The 18,269-nt window shown below is 72.4% G+C and carries 14 protein-coding genes; 11 read left to right on the top strand and 3 right to left on the bottom strand.

Going from position 1 to position 18,269, the window contains the following annotated elements; all coding sequences use genetic code 11:
* Positions 1 to 31 precede the first annotated feature (31 nt).
* From WH85_RS23800 to WH85_RS23770, 7 genes are all read left to right on the top strand, one after another.
* Entirely contained in the window at positions 32 to 976 is a 945-nt protein-coding gene (locus WH85_RS23800; protein WP_045744192.1) for an endonuclease/exonuclease/phosphatase family protein, read from the top strand.
* Positions 973 to 4,425, top strand: coding sequence for a hypothetical protein (locus tag WH85_RS50680; protein WP_052720745.1), 3,453 nt, complete (start codon positions 973 to 975; stop codon positions 4,423 to 4,425). The genes WH85_RS23800 and WH85_RS50680 overlap by 4 nt, the downstream gene beginning before the upstream one ends.
* 56 nt (positions 4,426 to 4,481) lie before the next feature.
* Positions 4,482 to 5,708: a hypothetical protein gene (locus WH85_RS23790; RefSeq protein ID WP_157411192.1), complete on the top strand. Its 1,227-nt coding sequence runs from the start codon at positions 4,482 to 4,484 to the stop codon at positions 5,706 to 5,708.
* Entirely contained in the window at positions 5,705 to 7,522 is a 1,818-nt protein-coding gene (locus WH85_RS23785; protein WP_045744190.1) for a hypothetical protein, read from the top strand. The genes WH85_RS23790 and WH85_RS23785 overlap by 4 nt, the downstream gene beginning before the upstream one ends.
* The gene (locus WH85_RS23780; RefSeq protein ID WP_045744189.1) at positions 7,486 to 9,771 is read left to right on the top strand and encodes an ATP-binding protein; all 2,286 of its coding nucleotides are present in this window, start codon (positions 7,486 to 7,488) and stop codon (positions 9,769 to 9,771) included. Before WH85_RS23785 ends, WH85_RS23780 begins: the two co-directional genes overlap by 37 nt.
* 13 nt (positions 9,772 to 9,784) lie before the next feature.
* Positions 9,785 to 10,705: a sensor histidine kinase gene (locus WH85_RS23775; protein ID WP_169792481.1), complete on the top strand. Its 921-nt coding sequence runs from the start codon at positions 9,785 to 9,787 to the stop codon at positions 10,703 to 10,705.
* Positions 10,706 to 10,803: 98 nt separating this feature from the next.
* Positions 10,804 to 11,328, top strand: a complete 525-nt coding sequence (locus WH85_RS23770) for a GAF domain-containing protein (protein WP_045744188.1) — start codon at positions 10,804 to 10,806, stop codon at positions 11,326 to 11,328.
* Here WH85_RS23770 and WH85_RS23765 read toward each other — a convergent pair.
* Complete coding sequence (locus tag WH85_RS23765; protein WP_045744187.1) at positions 11,325 to 11,744, bottom strand: MarR family winged helix-turn-helix transcriptional regulator; 420 nt, start codon at positions 11,742 to 11,744, stop codon at positions 11,325 to 11,327. The two genes, WH85_RS23770 and WH85_RS23765, sit on opposite strands and share 4 nt — an antisense overlap.
* The gene (locus WH85_RS23760) at positions 11,741 to 12,613 is read right to left on the bottom strand and encodes an alpha/beta hydrolase family protein (RefSeq protein WP_045744186.1); all 873 of its coding nucleotides are present in this window, start codon (positions 12,611 to 12,613) and stop codon (positions 11,741 to 11,743) included. The genes WH85_RS23765 and WH85_RS23760 overlap by 4 nt, the downstream gene beginning before the upstream one ends.
* 81 nt (positions 12,614 to 12,694) lie before the next feature.
* On the opposite strand from WH85_RS23760, the gene WH85_RS23755 reads away from it, so the two are divergent.
* The 3 genes from WH85_RS23755 to WH85_RS23740 all read left to right on the top strand — a co-directional run bounded on the left by WH85_RS23755 (position 12,695) and on the right by WH85_RS23740 (position 16,005).
* On the top strand, positions 12,695 to 13,033 hold the full coding sequence (locus WH85_RS23755; protein WP_045744185.1) for an L-rhamnose mutarotase: 339 nt from the start codon (positions 12,695 to 12,697) through the stop codon (positions 13,031 to 13,033).
* A 458-nt stretch (positions 13,034 to 13,491) separates the two neighbouring features.
* On the top strand, positions 13,492 to 15,048 hold the full coding sequence (locus WH85_RS23745; protein ID WP_157411191.1) for a glycosyltransferase family 39 protein: 1,557 nt from the start codon (positions 13,492 to 13,494) through the stop codon (positions 15,046 to 15,048).
* Positions 15,049 to 15,063: 15 nt separating this feature from the next.
* Entirely contained in the window at positions 15,064 to 16,005 is a 942-nt protein-coding gene (locus WH85_RS23740; protein ID WP_045744182.1) for an NAD(P)-dependent oxidoreductase, read from the top strand.
* Between the two features lie 5 nt (positions 16,006 to 16,010).
* Here WH85_RS23740 and WH85_RS23735 read toward each other — a convergent pair whose 3' ends face one another.
* Entirely contained in the window at positions 16,011 to 16,595 is a 585-nt protein-coding gene (locus tag WH85_RS23735) for a helix-turn-helix domain-containing protein (protein ID WP_045744181.1), read from the bottom strand.
* A 71-nt stretch (positions 16,596 to 16,666) separates the two neighbouring features.
* Between WH85_RS23735 and WH85_RS23730 the strand changes: the two genes are divergently transcribed.
* Positions 16,667 to 18,244 (top strand): FAD-dependent oxidoreductase, encoded by a 1,578-nt coding sequence (locus tag WH85_RS23730; protein WP_045744180.1) that lies wholly within the window; start codon positions 16,667 to 16,669, stop codon positions 18,242 to 18,244.
* The last annotated feature ends 25 nt before the right edge of the window (positions 18,245 to 18,269 follow it).

Raw genomic sequence — 18,269 nt, 5'->3', positions numbered from 1 at the left:
GGGAACGGTCGGGTCTTCCGTGCTTCGCCGGGTGCTCGCCGTTCTCCTCGTCCTGCTGGTCGTGGTCCTGATCGCCGGCCGGTGGCAGTACGAGGGCTCGCTCGTCACGATCATGCTCACCGCGATCACCGGCCTGCTGATCCTCGGCGGCGCCGCGGCGGTCCTGCTGGCCGCCGCGCTGCTGCGGGCGTATTGGCTGGCAGGGGCGGCACTGGTGCTCTGCGCGGTGCAGGTCCTCTGGCTGGCCGGGTCGTACCTGCGGGCCGGCGAGCAGCCGGTGCCCGCCGGGGCGACGACGATCCGGATCCTGTCGGCGAACCTGCTGCTGGACAACACCCGGATCGCCGAGCAGATCGGCGTGTTCCGGGAGTCCGGCGCCGATCTGCTCAGCCTCCAGGAGGTGACCCCGGAGCACCTCGCCGTGCTGATGGACGGGGGACTGCCGTCGGTCTATCCGTACAGCGTCGCGGACCCGCTGCCCGGCTTCCACGGCTCGGCGATCTTCTCCAAACGGCCGCTCGCCGATGCGCGGGCCTTCGACGTCAGCGGTTTCCCGATGACCACGGCCACCGTCACGGTGGCCGGCACCGCGGTCCGGGTGGTCGACGTGCACGTGGTCGCGCCGCTGTCGGTGGAGAGCGTCGACCGGTGGCGCAACCAGCTGGCCGATCTGGCCGGCATGCGACCCGACGGCGCGAACCGGGCGGCCGTGCTGATCGGCGACTACAACGCCACCCCGGACCACGCGGCACTGCAGGCGATGACCGCGGCCGGGTGGCGGGACGCGGCGACCGAGGCCGGCAACGGGTTCGCCCTGACCTACCCGGCGAAGGGCTTCCCCGGGACACCGCTGCTGCGGATCGACCACGCCATGGTGTCCGAACCGCTCACCGTGGTCAGCGCCCGGACCCGCGACAACCCGGGCAGCGACCACCGGATGCTCGACGTCGTCCTCTCCGTCCCCGCGGCCTCATGATCCTTACCGGCCACCGCACCGCCCGCAGCCCGGCCGCGGTGCCGGACCGGCCCGCCCCGCCGGAGCCGGCCGAGACGCGGCAGACCCCGCCGGAACCCGGGCCCGGCTTCGTCCGGCGCCACCACCTGCTGCTGATCGCGATCTGCATCCTGGCGCTCTACCACGGATCCCTGCTGCTCAGCGGCAGCTACCAGCGCACGTACGACGCGTACGTGCACATCTTCATGGCCGACCACTACCGGCGCGGCTGGTTCACCACCTGGGAGCCGCGCTGGTACACCGGGTTCACCACGGTCAGCTACCCACCCGGCAGCCACTACGCGATAGCCGCTCTCAGCCAGTTCGCCGGCCTGCGCGGCGCGTTCGTGGTGGTGCAGATCTGCGCGCTGATGAACCTGACCGTCGGGGTGTACCGCTGGTCGCGGATCTGGGTCGACGACCGGGCCGCCGGCTGGGCGGCGATCCTGCTGGTCGTCTCCTCGTCGATCTCCGAGACGGTGCACGTCTTCGGCCAGCTGCCCACCACGTTCTCGTTGGGCTTCCTGCTCAACTCGCTGCCGTACGCGTACCGGTGGGTGCGCGGCGGCAACCGCAAACACCTGCTGCTCGGCATCGTCTGCACCGCGGCCACCACCGCCGGGCACCACGTGACGACGCTGTTCGGCGCGGTGTTCTTCGTCGGCCCGGTGCTCGTCGCGGCCCTCGTGGCGCAGATGCACGTGCCCCTGCCGGAGGAGCCCGGGGGTCACCTGAGCGACATCGGCAGACGGTCGCTCTGGCCGGTCGCGGCCCGCCGCCTGCGCCGGGTGCTGCGGCCGTTCGTCCGCACCGCGGTCTACGGAACACTGCTGGTCAGTGCACTGCTGATCGTGGTGCTGCCGTACTGGCTGTATTCCCACAGCGACCCGATCACCCAGGTCAGCATCCCGCACGCGAGCCGGGACAACTTCCTGGAGAACACCGCCGCCGGACTGGTCTTCTGGGTGATCCCGTGGGGGACCACGGTGCTGACCTTCCCGTACGCGATGATCCGCGCCCTGACCTCGACAGCCTGGCCCCTGGGGCTGTCGCTGGCGGTGCTGGCCTTCTTCGGCACCGGCGGCACGACCCCGTTCCCGCGGCTGATCCTCGGTGGATCCTTCTACATCCTCACCCTGGACCGGTTCACGTTCTGGGCCACCATCTCGATCCTGCCGCTGGCCGGGGCCCTGGTCTCCAGCGTCACCGACGGCAGCATCCGGGCCTGGCTGATCCAGAACATCGGCCGAAGACTCGCCGGCCTGCTGCCGGTGCTGTTCGCCATCACGCACCTGGCGTTCACGCTGTTCTCCGCCAATCTGACCCACTACCGGCCGTTCCAGCCCAAGGCCATCGACCCGGACCCGATCGTCGCGTTCCTGGACAAGGACCAGCACTCCCGCTGGCGATACCTGTTCCTGGGCTTCGGCGACCAGATGGCCTGGGTCGGCGCGAACACCACCGCCGAGACGGTGGACGGCAACTACCACTCGGCCCGGCGGCTGCCCGAACTCACCTCCCGCCCGGTCGAGCGGCTGGAGGGCGCGAAGTACTCCGGCCTGCCCGGCATCGGCAGCCTCCAGCAGTTCCTGGCGGTCCCCGAGCGCTACAACCTCAAGTACGTCTTCAACAACGACGCGTTCTACGCCCCGCTGCTCAACTTCAGCGGCTGGCACGAGCTGGGCTCCCTGGAGAACGGCATCATGGTGTGGGAACGCGCCGACATCTCACCCCTGGCCAGTGACCGGGAGGCCAAGGAGGTGGCGACCTGGCAGCGGCTGATGTGGGGCACCATCCCGGTCACCGCGCTGTGCTCGGCCAGCCTGCTCCTGATCTGGGCGGCGTTCGGCGCCCGCGTCCCGCACTGGTTCAAACGCCTGGTCCGGCGCAAACGGCGGTTCCCGCTGCCGCACCCGTTCGCCGCTCTGATCGGCTGGATCGACCGGCGGCTGGAACGCTCGTCGCAGCGGATGGGACCGAAACGGCGGGCCGAGGAGGAACGCTGGCAGACCTTCCAGCCGCTGCTGGAACGCGTCCGGGCGGAGGCCCGGATGCGGATCTCGCCCCGGCGGCGGCGGATCCAGGCGAGCGCGATAGTGCTGCTCCTGCTGACCACCGCCGGCTGGGTGGGCTGGAAGTACCGGCCACGGACGCCGACACCGGAGAAGGTGGTGCAGACCTACTTCGACCACCTGGACTTCAACCGGCGGGAGAAGGCGTACGACCTGCTGTACCCGCCGACCCGGCCGACGTTCGCGGCGTACCAGGCGGACCTGTCGCGTGACGGCGGCCTGGTCGCCTCGTTCGGCAAGCTCGACGACATCACCACCCACGTGTCCCGGACCACCTCGGCGGGCGTCACGGTCAGTGCCGACCTGACCTTCCTCACCTCGCTGGAGGAGTTCCACATGACCCGCGAGATGACCCTGCGCCGGGTCGGCGGGGTCTGGCGGATCGACCTGCCGCTGGCCGCGGTCTACGAACCCGCCGACAAGTTCACCGACCGCCCGACGGTGTCGTTCCTGGAACAGACCCGGCAGACCAACGCCATCCAGCGCAGCGACACCACCGACGTGGCCGACGTCCCGGAGCTGGCCTTCCGGTCGGTCCGCTCGCTGCGCCTCGACGGCCGCTGGGTGGCCGTCGGCGAGGTCGTCAACATGGACGTCGACCCGGTCGACGTCACCGTCACCGCCCAGATCCGCGACGCCGGCGACCAGCTGCTCGCCTCCTGGGACGCCGCCCAGGTGCTGATCCACAAGTTGCTGCCCGGGGAGAGCTCGCCGTTCCGCATCGAGTTCCAGCTGATCGCCGGGACCGGGCAGTACGGCACCGAGGCGGACGGCGGCGTGCAACGCGACCAGAGCACCACCGACGGCGAGACCAGCGCGGCCGCCGCCGACACCGGGACCGCCTCGTCGACGGCGAGCACCAGCACCCCGGTCGAGTTCGACCCGAGCCAGATCACCCCACTGGTGCTCTCCGAGGGGTCGGTGCCGGCCCGGGTCGACCTGTACGCCCGCGGCTCGGTCACCTCCCGCGGCACCACCCGAGGCCTGCAGGTGTCGCAGCTGGCGGTGGAACGGGCGGTGGAGGGCACGTACTTCCTGACCGGCGAGATGCGCAACGACATGACGATCGAGGCGGCGATTCCGCACCTGCTGCTGGCCTACCTGACGAAGGAGGGCGAGGTGGGCTGGGTGGACCACGTGTACCTGCCGAACAGCATCGCCCCGCAGCGGCAGACCACCTTCCGGGTGGCGATCACCGACGGCGCCGGGATGACCGCGTCCGGGCTGCCCACCCGCGGGTACGCCGGGACCGGGAAGAGCCCGGCGCCGAAACGGGAGGCGATGGTGGCCACCCCGGCCGGCAACGGTTTCGCGATGATCCAGGTCTATGCGACCACCTACGTGCGGGGAGGGAAGTGAAAGGTCCGGGACGTCACCGGCGGCCACCCGACCCGGGCCGCCGGATGCTGGCCGTCGTGTCCGTGCTGCTGCTCGCCGCCGCGGCCGGATGGTTCGCCACGCGCCCGGCGCAGGACACCGGCACCTCCGGGACCGGCGGCGGGACCGCCTCGGCGTACGCCCTGACCCTGGAACTGCCGGACCGGGTGGCCGCCGCCGAGACGATGAGCGTGCGGGTCGGCGGCGCCCCGATCGGTGCCACCGTGTCACTGGTCAGCATCGGCGGGCTCGGCACCAGCACGGCCGACTCGATCGCCGGGGCCAACGGGGCGCTGTTCCGGATCCCGTCGGCCACCACCCGCTGGGCCGGGGCGCTGACCTTCGTGGCCCGCAGCGGCGAGGCCATCGCGTCGCGGACCATGCGCGTGGTGCCGGGCGCCGTGGTCGAGCCGACCGTGGCCGAGGTCGGGCCGAAGACGATCGTCGCGGACGGCGCCGACGTCTCGATGATGGTCACCGTCCCGGTGGACGCGTGGGGCAACGCGCAGCCGGACGGCACACCGGTGACCATGGTGCGCAAACGGCCCACGGGGGGCGTGGAGCGCCGGAGACTGACGATGGCGGGGCTTTTCGCGTACGCGATGCTGCCCTCCGGGAAGAGTGCGGGCAACGGGCTGGTCGGTGTCTCGGTCGGGGACGCCAGCGGCTCGGCGGTGGACCTGGCCGAGGTGGCCGCCCCGCCGCTGCCGTTCACCCTGCGGACCGTCGGGTTCGTGCCGGTGGCCGACGGCCGTTCGCTGCTCACCGTGCGCACCTCCACGCTGCGCGACGCGCACGGCAACGTGGAGCCGGACGGCACCGCGGTCCGGCTCCTCTACGACGGGGTGGCCGGGGAGGGCGAGGCGGCGAGCTACACCGTCGGCGGGCTGGCCGACTTCACCCTGGAGGCGCCGGACAGGGCGGGCCGGATGCGGCTGCGCGCCGAGTGCCGCGGCACGACGACCGCCCGGGTGTTGCAGGTCGCGTTCCCGACGGTGGATCCGCGCATCCCGGTGACCGCGGCCCGCGGCGTCAACGAGGTCACCGTCACCGTCGGCCCGGTCACCGGGGAGATGGGCGCGCTGATGGTCGACGGGACGCCCGCCGCGGTCACGATCACGGACGCGACCGGGAAGCACAACGACGCGAGCGGGCAGCTGATCGGCGGCAGCCTGACGCTGACCCTGGTCACCGACGGTCTCACCGGTCCACTGCGGGTCCGGGCCACGGTGCTCGGGGCCGCCACGACCCGGGACCTGGCATGATCCAGCGCAACCGGCTCAAGCGGATCTTCGCGCGGGCCCTGGTGGTGGGCAGCGTGGCCGGCGCGGTCGGCACCCTCGCCCTGGTCGGCCGGCTGGCGATCTGGGACACCCCGAGCAGCACCACGACCGTGGTGCCCGCGGTCGCCGACCTGCCCGACGACGCGGACCGGCTGGTCACCTGGGGCGCCGACCGCTGGGACGGGCTGCGGGACTTCGAGCCGGCCACCCGGGTGCTGATCGAGGCGGCGTACGTGCGGGCCTGGGCGGCGCTCGGGCGCTACCAGTCGACCGGGGACACCAGCCCGGTGATCAGCTCGTTCACCGGCTCGGCCCGGGACGCGGTGCTCGCCCTGCCCCGCGGCTCGGCGGCCACCTGGGGCGTCGGCCACCGGCTGGAGCTGATCTTCTACGCGCTGGACGGCGGCACGGTCGGGATCCGTGACACCGCCGCCGACATCGTCCGGTCCGCGGTCAGCGGCGGGTCGGCCACCGTCACCGACGCCCGGGAGACCTACCAGGTGGTGCTGGTCAAGCAGGAGGGCACCTGGCTGGTCCAGCAGTTCCGGCGGACCGGGACCGGCGACCCCGCGGTGGTCGGTGCCGGGGGCGAGGGCGGCATCTCGGTGCTGCCCGGGTCGGCGAAACCGGGCACGGCGCTCGCGGTGCCGCAGCTGACCGGGGCGAGCCTGTTCCTGGACGTGACCGCGAACCTCGACGAGACCGCGGTGAACGCCCAGCTGACGGCGGCCCGCGACCTCGGCCTGGACACGGTGCGGCTGCCGTTGTCGTACCCGGACCTGGGCGCCGACACCCCGGACGAGGACGTGCTCAAGCGGGTACGGCGCTTCCTCGACCTGGCCGCTGCCCAGCGGCTGCGGGTGGTGCCGGCCCTGTTCGCCGGGCTGGACACTCCCACCCCGGACCTCTGGGTGGCCACCGACATGCACCTGCGGGCCGTGGTCGCGGCGCTCGGCGACCACGCGTCGATCGTGCTCTGGGACCTCGCCGACCGGCTCACCGCGGACGAGCCGGGCACCTCGGCCGACGTGCAGGCCCGCGCCTGGGTGCTGCACACCGTCACGCTGATGCGCGAGATCGCCCCGGCCGCGCCGATCACGGTCACCTGGCCGGACGCCGAGTGGGCCGGCAACGCGACGATGAACTCGCTGCTGGACGTGGTGTCACTGACCTGGAGCGGCGACCGCGCGCAGCTGCCGGCGGCGCTGTCCGCGGTCGCCCGAGCCGCCGCGGGACGGCCGGTGATGCTCTCCCGGTACGGCATCGACACGTACAACAGCGTTTTCCCCGGCGGGCACACCGAGCGTGAGCAGGCCTACGACCTGGCGCAGACCCGGTTGATCGCCGGCCGCAACAACCTGCGCGGCGCGATCTTCGCCGCGCTGCGCGACGGCGACACCGATCAGGAGACGGGTCTGCTGCCCTGGCGGTCCGGTGCGGCACGCGCCGGAGGCCTCCTCCGCGACGACGGTACGCGCAAGGTCGCGGCCGGCCTGGCCGGTGCGAGCAGCGGGCTGGACACCGTGGCCGCGCCCCCGTTCGTCACGAACGCCCTCCGCAAGCCCTTCTGGTGGGTGACGATGAGTTTCGGTACCGCGATTCCTGCGGTCGTCGTCCTGCTGGTGCGCAGGCGGCGGCGCCGGGCGGCGGCGGGAGCCGGAGACATCCGGATGGCAACCGAACCGCACGCCGACGAGCACCGTCACCGGGAAACCATGGCAGCAGGGCCGGCGAAGGGGAGCCGCGCGGGAGGGAAGACATGGGTTACGCGGCACGTGCGCTGGTGGAGGCGATAGCCTCGCCGGCCGCACTGGTGGACTGCTCCGGGCGGGTCCTGACCACGAACGCGCGGTGGTCGGCGCTCGGCGGTCCGGGCAGCGTGCACGCCGGTGCGGGGGAGTCCTTCCCACCGGAGAACACGGGCTGCGAGGCGCACGCGCGGATGACGCAGACCGTCCGGGCCGGCACCCCGCTGGGTGAACCGGTGACGGTGCGCTGCGGGTGCGACGGCGCCGAGCGGGCCGTCCGGATCGCCGACATCACCACCGAGCGGGGCAACCGCCGGCGCCTGGTCACCACCGAGCCGGCCGCCGGCAGCGCCGACGAGGTGGCCCGGGAGAAGGCCGAGTTCCTGGCGCTGCTCAGCCACGAGGTGCGTACCCCGGTGACCGCGGTCGTCGGCCTGGTCGAGGTGCTCCGGGCGATGACCCTGCCGCACGAGATCCGCGAGGTAGTCGACGGCGTGCACCGGTCCACCCACGCCCTCCAGTCGATCACCAGCGACCTGATCGACCTGGCCCGGCTGCAGACCGGCCAGCTGGAGCTGGACTCGCGACCGGTGCCGCTGCGCCACCTGCTCGAGGGTGTCATCGAGCCGCTGCAGGACCTGGCCCGGCAGAAGGCGCTGCTGCTGCTCGCCGCGGTCGAGCCGGGCATGCCGGACGCGGTCTGGAGCGACCCCAACCGGATCCGCCAGGTGCTGACCAACCTGGTCGGCAACGCGGTCAAGTTCACCGAGAGCGGCGAGGTCGTGGTCACCGCCCGCCGCGACGGCGAGGGCCGGCTGGTGCTCACCGTCCGCGACACCGGTCCGGGACTGGCCGACGAGGATCAGCGCCGGATCTTCGAACCGTTCGTGCAGGTCGACTCGTCCGCCGCGCGCCGGCACGAGGGCGCCGGCGTCGGACTGGCCATCGCGGCCCGCATCGTGGAGAGCATGGACGGCATCCTCGAGGTCGACTCGTCGCCGGGCGAGGGCTCGGAGTTCCGGGTCCGGATCCCGTTGCGGGCCGCATCGGCCGACGAGGACCACGGCGCGGCGCCGCTGGCCGGCCGCCGGATCACCGTGGTCGCGCCGTCGCCGCACTCCACCCAGGCGCTGAACTGGCTGCTCACCTCGGCCGGCGCGATCGTCACCATCTCCGGCATGCCGGAGGTGCTCCGTGGCATCCCGGACAGCGAGGTGGTGCTCTGGTGCGACGACACCCACGACCCCGAGGTGGGCAAGCGGGTGGAGGCGGTGGAGAAGGCAGCCGGCCCGGACGGCCGCGCTGTCATGATCAGTACGACCGACCCGCGCCGTGGACTGTTCCGCGGCGGCAACATCCTGACCGCCCCGCTGCTGCGGCACCGTCTGGTGGCCACGCTCAACAAGGAGCGCACCGGGGTGCGGGGCGCGCCGGTGACCCCGCCGGCGCTGCCGCCGGGCAGCCGGGTGCTGCTCGCCGAGGACAACGACGTGAACCGTTCGGTCCTGGCCCGGATGATCACCCTGCTGGGTGTGGAGTGCGACGCGGTGGCCGACGGGGCCGCGGCGGCCGACGCGGTGCTGACCGGTCCGCGCTACGACGCGGTCCTGATGGACCTGCAGATGCCGAACGTGGACGGGATGGAGGCGACCCGGCGGATCCGGGCGGCCGGGTTCCGGACCCCGATCCTGGCGCTGACCGCCACCGCCATGAACAGCGTGACCGAACGATGCCGGGAGGCCGGGATGGACGGCGTGCTCACCAAGCCGATCACGCTGCCCCGGTTGCGGCAGGGGCTCGAGCCGTACCTGGTCGCGCCGGTGCCCGAACCGGTGATCCCGCCGTCGCCGGTGTCCTCCCCACCGGCCCCGGCCTCCCCGCCACCGGTCTCCTCACCGCCGGACTCGCCGGCGTCGGCCGTACCGGCCGCGGCGATGGCGCTGGTCGACGCCACCCGGTTGTACGACCTCGAGGAGCAGCTGTGCGACCGGCCGCTGATGATGGCGACGGTGCGCGCGTACCTGGAGCAGGTGGTGCCGCGCCGGACCGAACTGGCCGAGGCGGTCCGCTCCGGCGACCACTCCTCGGTGTCGCTGGCCGCGCACACCTGGAAGTCGTCGAGCGCGCTGCTCGGCGCCGACGCGCTCGCCGCGGCCTGCGCCAAGCTCGAGGAACGGGCGGTGGCCGGCGCGCCCGGCGACGAGTTACGCGGTCTGTTCGAGGAATTGGATAGCACGGTCGACGGCACGGCCGCGGCTCTCTCCGGTTACCTTGCCGATGGGGAGCGGATCAGCTGAGATGGGACACCCGATGAATTCCACGGCCGCCGAGCGCGGCGGGATAGCCACCGTGACGCCCCAGGACCGGACTCTGCCCGTCCCGGCCGGGCCCTCCCGCAGCGTACGCCGCAGGCTCGCGATCGCCGACGCGCGGCGCCCCTCCCGGTCGGTGCTGCGCCAGCCGGTCATCGGCGCCGACAAGCTGGTGGCGGCGAACGCCGCGCTGCGGGCCGAGAACCGCACCCTGACCTCGTCGCTGAACCGGGTCCAGGAGTTCGCCGGCGAGCTCAGCCACGACCTCAAGGCCCCGCTGATCACCATCGTGGCGTACGCGGACCTGCTCAACCACCTGGACGCGAACCAGATGGGCGCGGGGGAGTACCACGGCTTCCTGAAGCAGATCACCACCAGTGCCGAGCGGATGCAGCAGCTCATCGACGACGTGCTGGAGTCGCTCTCGGCCCGCGACGACGAGATCAGCGCCGAGCCGACCGACCTGGCCGCGCTGGTCGGGGAGGTGGCCCAGGAGTGCCTGGACCGGTTCCGGGCCGCACACGAGGGCCCGCCACCGGAGATCATCGTGGACGAGCTGCCGCCGGTGACGATCGACGCGGTGATGGTGCGCCGGGTCTTCGACAACCTGCTCGGCAACGCGATCAAGTACGTCGGGCACGGCGACGTGGCCCGGGTACGGGTGTCCGGCCGGCCGGACACCCGGGGGTGGGTACGCATCGACGTGACCGACAACGGCATCGGCATCCCGGACGGCCAGCACGAGATGGTCTTCGCCGGGCGGTACCGCGCCCACGCTGACGCCGGGTATCCCGGCACCGGTCTGGGCCTCAACATCTGCCGCCGCATCGTGGAGGAGCACGGCGGCCTGATCGGAGCGGAGCCCGCGGAGACGGGCGGAACGAGATTCTGGCTCACGCTGCCCGCGGTCGCCGGGTGACCGGGCACGACAACCGAACTGCTCCCGTGAAGCACCACAGGCCAAAGCCGCCGATGGCTAGGCTATTTGTCTGGAATGTTATTGGGACGGGGCCAACCATGATGACTGCGCAACAGATCAGTAACTCCACGATCGACGACTCACTGACCGATCCCGACCGGCTGATGGCCGTGGCCGAGATCCTCGACGCCGACAGGCTGAGTGCAGCGGATCTGGAGCAGTTCACCCTCGGGCTCACCAAGGTGACCGGCAGCAAGATCGCTGCTGTGAACCTTGTCCTGGGCGACGAGGTCCTGGTGACCGGGTCGCACGGAATGGACGGCTGGCTGCTCGAGACCAGCACGTACGAGACGGACCGCACACCCTGCTCGACGGTGGTCCGGACCGGGCGCACCCTGCTCATCCCGGATCTCCTCCAGGAGACGCTGTACTCCCAGTGCCCGCTGGCCAGCAACGGCGGGATCCGGTCGTACGTGGGCGCACCGCTGCTGACCATCCGGCGCTACGTCGTCGGCACGGTCTGCCTGCTGGACCGCGAGCCCAACGTCTTCACCGAGGCGCACCGGACGGTCCTGGAACACCTGGCCCGATATGCCGCCACCCAGTTGCGGATCGGGGACTAGGGCTGGGGCCGCAAGGCCGCGGTGTGCGCCAGGAAGCGTCCGATCACGTCGACCTCGTCCTCGCTGAAACCCTCGGTGAGCCGGGCGTTGAGGTCGTGCACCACCGATTTCGCGGTGGTCACGGCCTCACGCCCGAGCGGGGTCAGCGCGAGCCGGACCGCGCGGGCGTCCGCCGGGTCCGGTGTCTTGGTGACGAATCCGCCCTTCTCCAGGCGGCTGACGAGTCCGCTCATCCCGGACGGTGACGCGCACAGTGCCGCCGTCACGTCGCCCACCAGGGAGTCGTCGTGCCGGGCGAGGTGGAACAGCACGCCCGCCCCGGCGGCGCCGATGCCGGTGTCCCCGGAATGCGCGTCGATCAGCCGCCGCAGCGAACGCTCGGCGCGCATCAGGTCGAACACCAGCCGCCGGCTCATCGCACGCTGCTCCCGGCATGCCGGCGCAGCCAGCCGAGCAGGTCGGGCCAGAGGGCGTCCTTCACGTGGCGGCGCATGAACCCATGATGGCCGATCTCGGTGACACCGGCGTCGGCGGGTGAGTAGGTGCGCCGCTCGACGGTGGCGTTGGCCAGGTGGGCGGCCAGGCCGTCGATCTGCGACGCCGTCGCCCACTTGTCGTCGGTGAGGCCGATGATCAGCACCGGGAGGGTGACCGTGGCGGCGCGCTCCGGGCCGCGCATGGCCGGATCGGTGAACAGGTATCCCTCCTGCTGTGACCAGGCCGCCCACTGCGCCATGGCGGCGGCGGGGATGTCCTCGCCCAGCCCGAGACGGCGGGCCGGGACGTAACCGAGCATGCGCCCCAGGGCCGGCCCGAGCACCTTCATCACCAGCGACACCCGGAGGCGCTCGGCACGGTCCGGGATCTCCCGGATCGACACCACGTGCGAGGCGACCAGGGCGAACGCGGTCAGCCGCCCGGTGCCGTGGCCCAGCGTCAGGGCGTGCCCGCCGAGGCTGTGCCCGATCGCGAACTGCGGCAGGCCGGGGAACCGCTCGTGCGCCCATGCGGCCACGGCCGGCACGTCGGTCTCCATCCAGTCGCGCATGGCCAGGTGCCGGTGGGCGCGCGGCGAACCGGACCGGCCGGTGCCCCGGTAGTCGTAGGTGATCGTGGCGATGCCGTTCTCCGCGAGATAGGCGGCGAGGTTGCGGTAGAAGCCCTGCGGGGTCGCGGTCGCCGCGTGGATCACCAGCGCGGCCTCGGGCTCGCCGTCGGGCTCCCACAGCGTCCCGGTGATGACGCCGTCACCGGCCGGGACGGTGATCGTCTGGTTATTTCGCATGCGAAACAAACTAGCGGTGCCGCGCACGGCCGGGGAAGGCATGATGACGGGCGGATCCCACGATCACGAACAGGAGTCGCGATGACCCGCGTGTGCTTCACCCTCCAGGTCGCCCCGGAGAAGCTGGACGCCTACCGGGCCGCGCACGCCGCGGTCTGGCCGGACATGCTGCGGGCACTCAAGGACACCGGCTGGCACGACTACCGGCTCTACCTGCGCCCGGACGGGCTGCTCGTCGGCGTCCTGGAGACCGAGGACTTCGCCGCGGCGCAGGACGCGATGGCGCGTACCGAGGTGAACCCGCGCTGGCAGGCGGCCATGGCCGAGTTCTTCCCGTCACTCGGCGAGGCCCGGCCGGACGAGGGCATGTTCGTACTCGACGAGATCTTCCACCTGGAGGCGCAGCTCGAGGCGCTCTAGCCGTGTTTCGTGGTCAGGGTGCGAAGCCCGTCCGCGTGGTGATTTCGGGCGCGCTGGACGCCCCAATTCACCACACCGGTTGTGGTGTGTTGATTTCGGGCGTGCTGGACGCCCCAATTCACCACACCGGTTGTGGTGTGTTGATTTCGGGCGTGCTGGACGCCCCAATTCACCACACCGGTTGTGGTGTGTTGACTTCGGGCGCGCTGGACGCCCGAAATCACCACGCTGTTGTGGGCGTGGTGAATTCGGGCGCGCTGGGCGCCTGCAGTCATCACGCGGACGGGCTTTGCGCGCTGACCACGAGACGTCTCTGGCCGGGGAGGTTCCGCCGTCGATGTCCGCGGAACGCCGGACTTGCGCGCCCCTGGTCTGATGGACTCTGCCGCGAGTGATCCGTGCGGCCCGGGCGGACGTGTTACCTGACGTCAAGGCTTTCGGGCCGGACACCGACGGGGGTGACAGTGACCGATTCGCCGACCAGCACACGGCCGGAGCGAGCCACCAGAACGCGGACACCACCGCCCGGCCGGGCGGTCACGCCGGCCGGGCCACCACGGCGCACCACCCGGGCCGGTGACGTCCTCGGCCGCCTGCTGCCCAGCGTGGTGCCCGGCGCGCTGATGGCCGGCATCGGCTCGATCCAGGCCGGCCGGCCCACCCTGAGCTGGGACGAGGTCACCTCCGCCGAGGTGGCCGCCCGGAGCCTGCCGCAGATCTGGGACATGATCCAGAACATCGACGCGGTGTTCGGGTTCTACTACGCGTTCCTGCACTTCTGGAGCGCCGCGGTGGGCTCCTCGGAGACCGATCTGCGCCTGCCGTCGATCATCGCGATGGCCGGCGGGGTCGCGCTCGCCGCCGAACTCGGGCGCCGCCTGTTCACCCCGATGATCGGGCTGATCACCGGGCTCATCCTGTGCGTGGTGCCGAACACCTCCCGGTACGCCGCCGAGGCACGGCCGTACGCGTTCGCCTGCTTCTTCTCGGTGCTGGCGCTGCTGATGCTGGTGGTGGCGGTACGGCGCGGTCGCGCGTACACCTGGATCGGCTACGGCCTGAGCGTGACGTTCCTGGGTCTCGCCCACCTGGTCGCCCTGACCACCCTCGCGGCGCACGCCGTGCTGATCGCCGCCCACCTGTGGCGCCGCCGGCGGTGGCGGCCGGTCGCCGTCTGGGCCGGCACGGTGATCGCGGCGCTCGTGCCGCTGCTGCCGCTCGCCTGGCTCGGCGCGCACCAGGAGGACACCCAGCTGCACTGGGTCGAACCGATCACTCTCGGACGTCTGCAGGACATGCCCGCCGAGATCACCGGTTCCGCCGAGGTGGCCTGGCTGCTGATCGGCCTGCTCGTGCTCGCCTCCTGGCGGCCGTTGCTGCGGATCGCCCCGATCGCCGCGCTGGCCCTCGGGCCGTTGTGCGCGCTCGCCCTGGTGTCGGCGCTGATCTCGCCGATGTGGGTGGCCCGATACCTGCTCGTGGTGCTCGCCCCGATGGCGATGCTGGCCGCCGTCGCCCTGGCCGGCGGGCGGGAGGGCTGGTCTCGTTTCGGCGCGCTGCGGATCGTCTCGGTGCTCCTGCTGCTCGCGGTGGTGTCCGTGCCCGCCCAGCGGCAGATCCGCGGGCCGGCGGCCAAGAAGGGCCCGGACTACCGCACCGCCGCCCAGGTGGTGGCCCGCAACCAGCAGCCCGGCGACATCGTCGTGTACCCGCCGAAGAACCGTCAAGTGCGTGCCGGCATGGACTACTACCTGGACCGGCTGCCCACCCAGCCGGCCGACCCGCTGGTCCGGGTGCCGTCCGCGCGGACCGGCCTGCTGATCGCCGAGGAGTACCCGGACGTGGCCGTGCACGTGGACGGCGCCCGCCGGATCTGGCTGATCGTCGGTGACCGCCGCGACGACCCGGTCACCGCCCGGCCCGGTCTGCGGCCGCTGCTCGACGCGGAGTACCGGCGGGTCGGCTTCTGGCAGCCGAAGCGGGCGACGGTGGCGCTCTACGAACACGTCGGTTGATGGCAGGCTGGCGAGATGCTGGTTCTGCTTCCCGACACGATGCCGTTGTCCCCCACGCTGCCCGACGGCGTGACCGTTTCCGTCTATGACACGCAGGCGCCGCTGCCGGACTCGTGCCGGGACGCCGAGGTGCTCGTGGTGTGGGGCAACAGCGCCGCGAACCTGACCGATTGCGCTCAGCGGCTTCCCCGGCTGCGGTGGGTGCAGACGCTGGCGGCCGGACCGGACGCGGTGCTGCGGGCCGGGTTCGCGCCGTCGGTGGTGGTGACGGCCGGGCTCGGGCTGCACGACCGGACCGTGGCGGAACACGCGCTGGCGCTGACGCTGGCCGCCGCCCGCCGGGTGAACCTGCTGGTCCGGGCCCAGATCGGCGGCCGGTGGGCGGGGGAGCTGGGCGGCTTGCAGCCGGTGGACGCGCCGGGCACGTTCCGGACGCTGCGCGACGCGAACGTGGTGATCTGGGGATTCGGCGGGATCGCGGGGACGCTGGCGCCGTTGCTGGCGGCGCTGGGTGCCCGGGTCACCGGGGTGGCGCGGACCGCGGGGGAGCGTCACGGGTTCCCGGTGGTGACCGCCGCGTCGCTGCCCACGCTGCTGCCGGACACCGACCTGCTGATCTCGATCCTGCCGGGTACGCCCGAAACGGATCGGGTGCTCGACGCCGCGGTGTTCGCCGGGCTGCCCGAGCACGCGTGGGTTCTGAACGTGGGGCGCGGCAGTGTGCTCGACGAGGAGGCGCTGGTGGCGGCGTTGCGGGCGGGGCGGCTCGGGGGAGCGGCGCTGGACGTGTTCGCGGTGGAGCCGCTCCCGGCGTCGTCGCCCCTGTGGGACGAGCCGAATGTGATCATCTCGCCGCATGCGGCGGGCGGTCGTCCCGAGGGTGCCGACGCGCTGCTCTCCGAGAACCTCGCCCTCTTCCGGACGGGTCGGCCTCTGCGTAACGTCGTCGCCCGCTGACGCGGTCAGTGCGGGGTGGAGCGGGCCCGGACGTGCAGACGCTCGCCCTGTGGTCCGAAGATGTTGAGGATCTCGGCGGGCCCGGTGCCCGGATTCAGGACCAGGTGCGGGAGCCGGGTGTCGAACTCGGCCGCCTCGCCCGGTTCCAGCTCCAGGTCGTGGGTGCCGAGGATGAGCCGGATCCGCCCGGACAGGACGTACAGCCACTCGTACCCCTCATGGGTCTTCTGTTCCAGGTCGCACGCCGGGCCGTCCGGCGGCAGGATCTGCTTGAAGGCCTGCAGGCCGCCCGGCTGACGGGTCAGCGGGATGAAGGTCCGGCCGCCCCGCACGATGGGTTTGGCCCGCACCCGCGGGTCGCCGGTCTCCGGGGCGTCGACCAGCTCGTCCAGGCCGACCTGATAGGCGGCGGCCAGCGGCAGCAGCAGTTCCAGGGTCGGTTTGCGGGTGCCGGACTCGAGGCGGGACAGCGTGCTCACCGAGATGCCGGTGGTCTCGGCCAGCTGCGTGAGGGTGATCTCCCGCTTCCGGCGCAGGTCCCGTAGCCGGGGCCCGACCGCCGCGAGCGCGTTCTCCAGGTCTTTTGCCATAACGGCAAGGATAGTTGCCGTCTCGCGCAAGGGTCATGCACCGTGAGGGCAACGCGAGAGAGGAAACAACGATGGAGCAGACCCGGTACGACGTGGTGGTCATCGGCGGCGGAGCGGCCGGCCTGAGCGGCGCGATGGCCCTGGCCCGGTCGCGGCGCTCGGTGCTCGTCGTCGACAGCGGTGAGCCGCGTAACGCCCCCGCCGCGCACATGCAGAACTACCTGGGACGCGACGGCACCCCGCCGGCCGAGATGCTGGCGATCGGCCGGGCCGAGATCGCCCGGTACGGCGCGGAGGTCATCACCGCGAAGGCCGAGTCGGCGGTCCGCGAGCCGGGCGGGTTCCGGGTGCGGACCGCGGACGGGCGTGAACTGTCCGCGCGGCGGCTGCTGGTCACCACCGGACTGGTCGACGAGCTGCCGGACATCCCGGGACTCGCCGAGCGCTGGGGCCGGGACGTCGCGCACTGCCCGTACTGCCACGGCTGGGAACTGCGGGACAAGCGGATCGGCGTGCTCGCGACCAGCCCGCTCAGCCCGCTGCAGGCACAGATGTGGCGGCAGATCACCCCGAACCTGCTCCTGCTGCTGGGCGACCAGCCGGCGCCGTCGGCGGAGCAGGCCGAGGAACTGGCGGCACGGGAGATCCCCGTCGTGGCCGGGGCCGTCGCCGGCGTCGAGGTCACCGACGACCGGATGACCGGGGTACGCCTGGCGTCAGGTGACGTGGTGGCCCTCGACGCGCTGGTAGCGGGCCCCCGGTTCACGGCCCGGTCCCGGGTGCTGGAGTCGTTGGGTCTCAAGCCGGTCGACATGGAGATGCACGGGCACGTGATGGGCAGCCGGATCCCGTCGGACGAGGCCGGCGCGACGACCGTGCCCGGTGTCTGGGTGGCCGGCAACGTCACCAACCTGGCGGCGACGGTGGCGGTCGCGGCGGCCGGCGGCCAGACCGCGGCGGGCGCGATCAACATGGATCTGATCGCCGAGGACACCCGGGAGGCGGTGGCCGGGTATCGGGAGCGGATCGCCACTATGTTCACCCGGGACGCCTGGGAGGAACGCTACCGCGGCAAGCCGGCGATCTGGAGCGGCAACCCGAACCCGCAGCTGGTCGCCGAGGCGGAGGGGCTGGCCCCGGGGCGGGTCCTGGACGTGGGCTGCGGTGAGGGCGCCGACGCGGTGTGGCTGGCCCGGCGCGGGTGGCGGGTGACCGCCGTCGACATCTCGGCGGTGGCGCTGGAGCGGGCGGCCGGGCACGCCGCGGAGGCCGGGGTGGCCGACCGGGTGTCGTTCCGGGCGATGGACCTCTTGCGGGAGACGGTCGCGCCGGCCGCGTACGACATGGTGTCCTCGCACTTCATGCACCTCCCGGCGCAGGCACGGCAGAAGTTGTACGCCCAGCTGGCCGGTGCGGTGGCGCCGGGCGGGACGCTGCTGATCGTGGGGCACCACCCGAAGGATCTGGCGGCCGGGGTGGGGCGGATGCACTTCCCGGAGATGCTGTTCACGGCCGAGGAGCTCGCGGCGGACCTGGATCCGGCGGCGTGGGAGACGGTGGCGGTGGAGACCCGGGCACGGGCCGCTCGTGGCCCGGAGGGGCAGGACTTGACCGTCCACGACGCGGTATTGGTGGCAAAGCGCCGGTAAAAGACGATAAAGGCGGCGAATTGCC

Source organism: Actinoplanes rectilineatus, from assembly GCF_000962825.1.
In the GTDB taxonomy this organism is placed as follows: domain Bacteria; phylum Actinomycetota; class Actinomycetes; order Mycobacteriales; family Micromonosporaceae; genus Actinoplanes; species Actinoplanes rectilineatus.
This window is presented reverse-complemented; position numbering and strand designations above follow the sequence as displayed.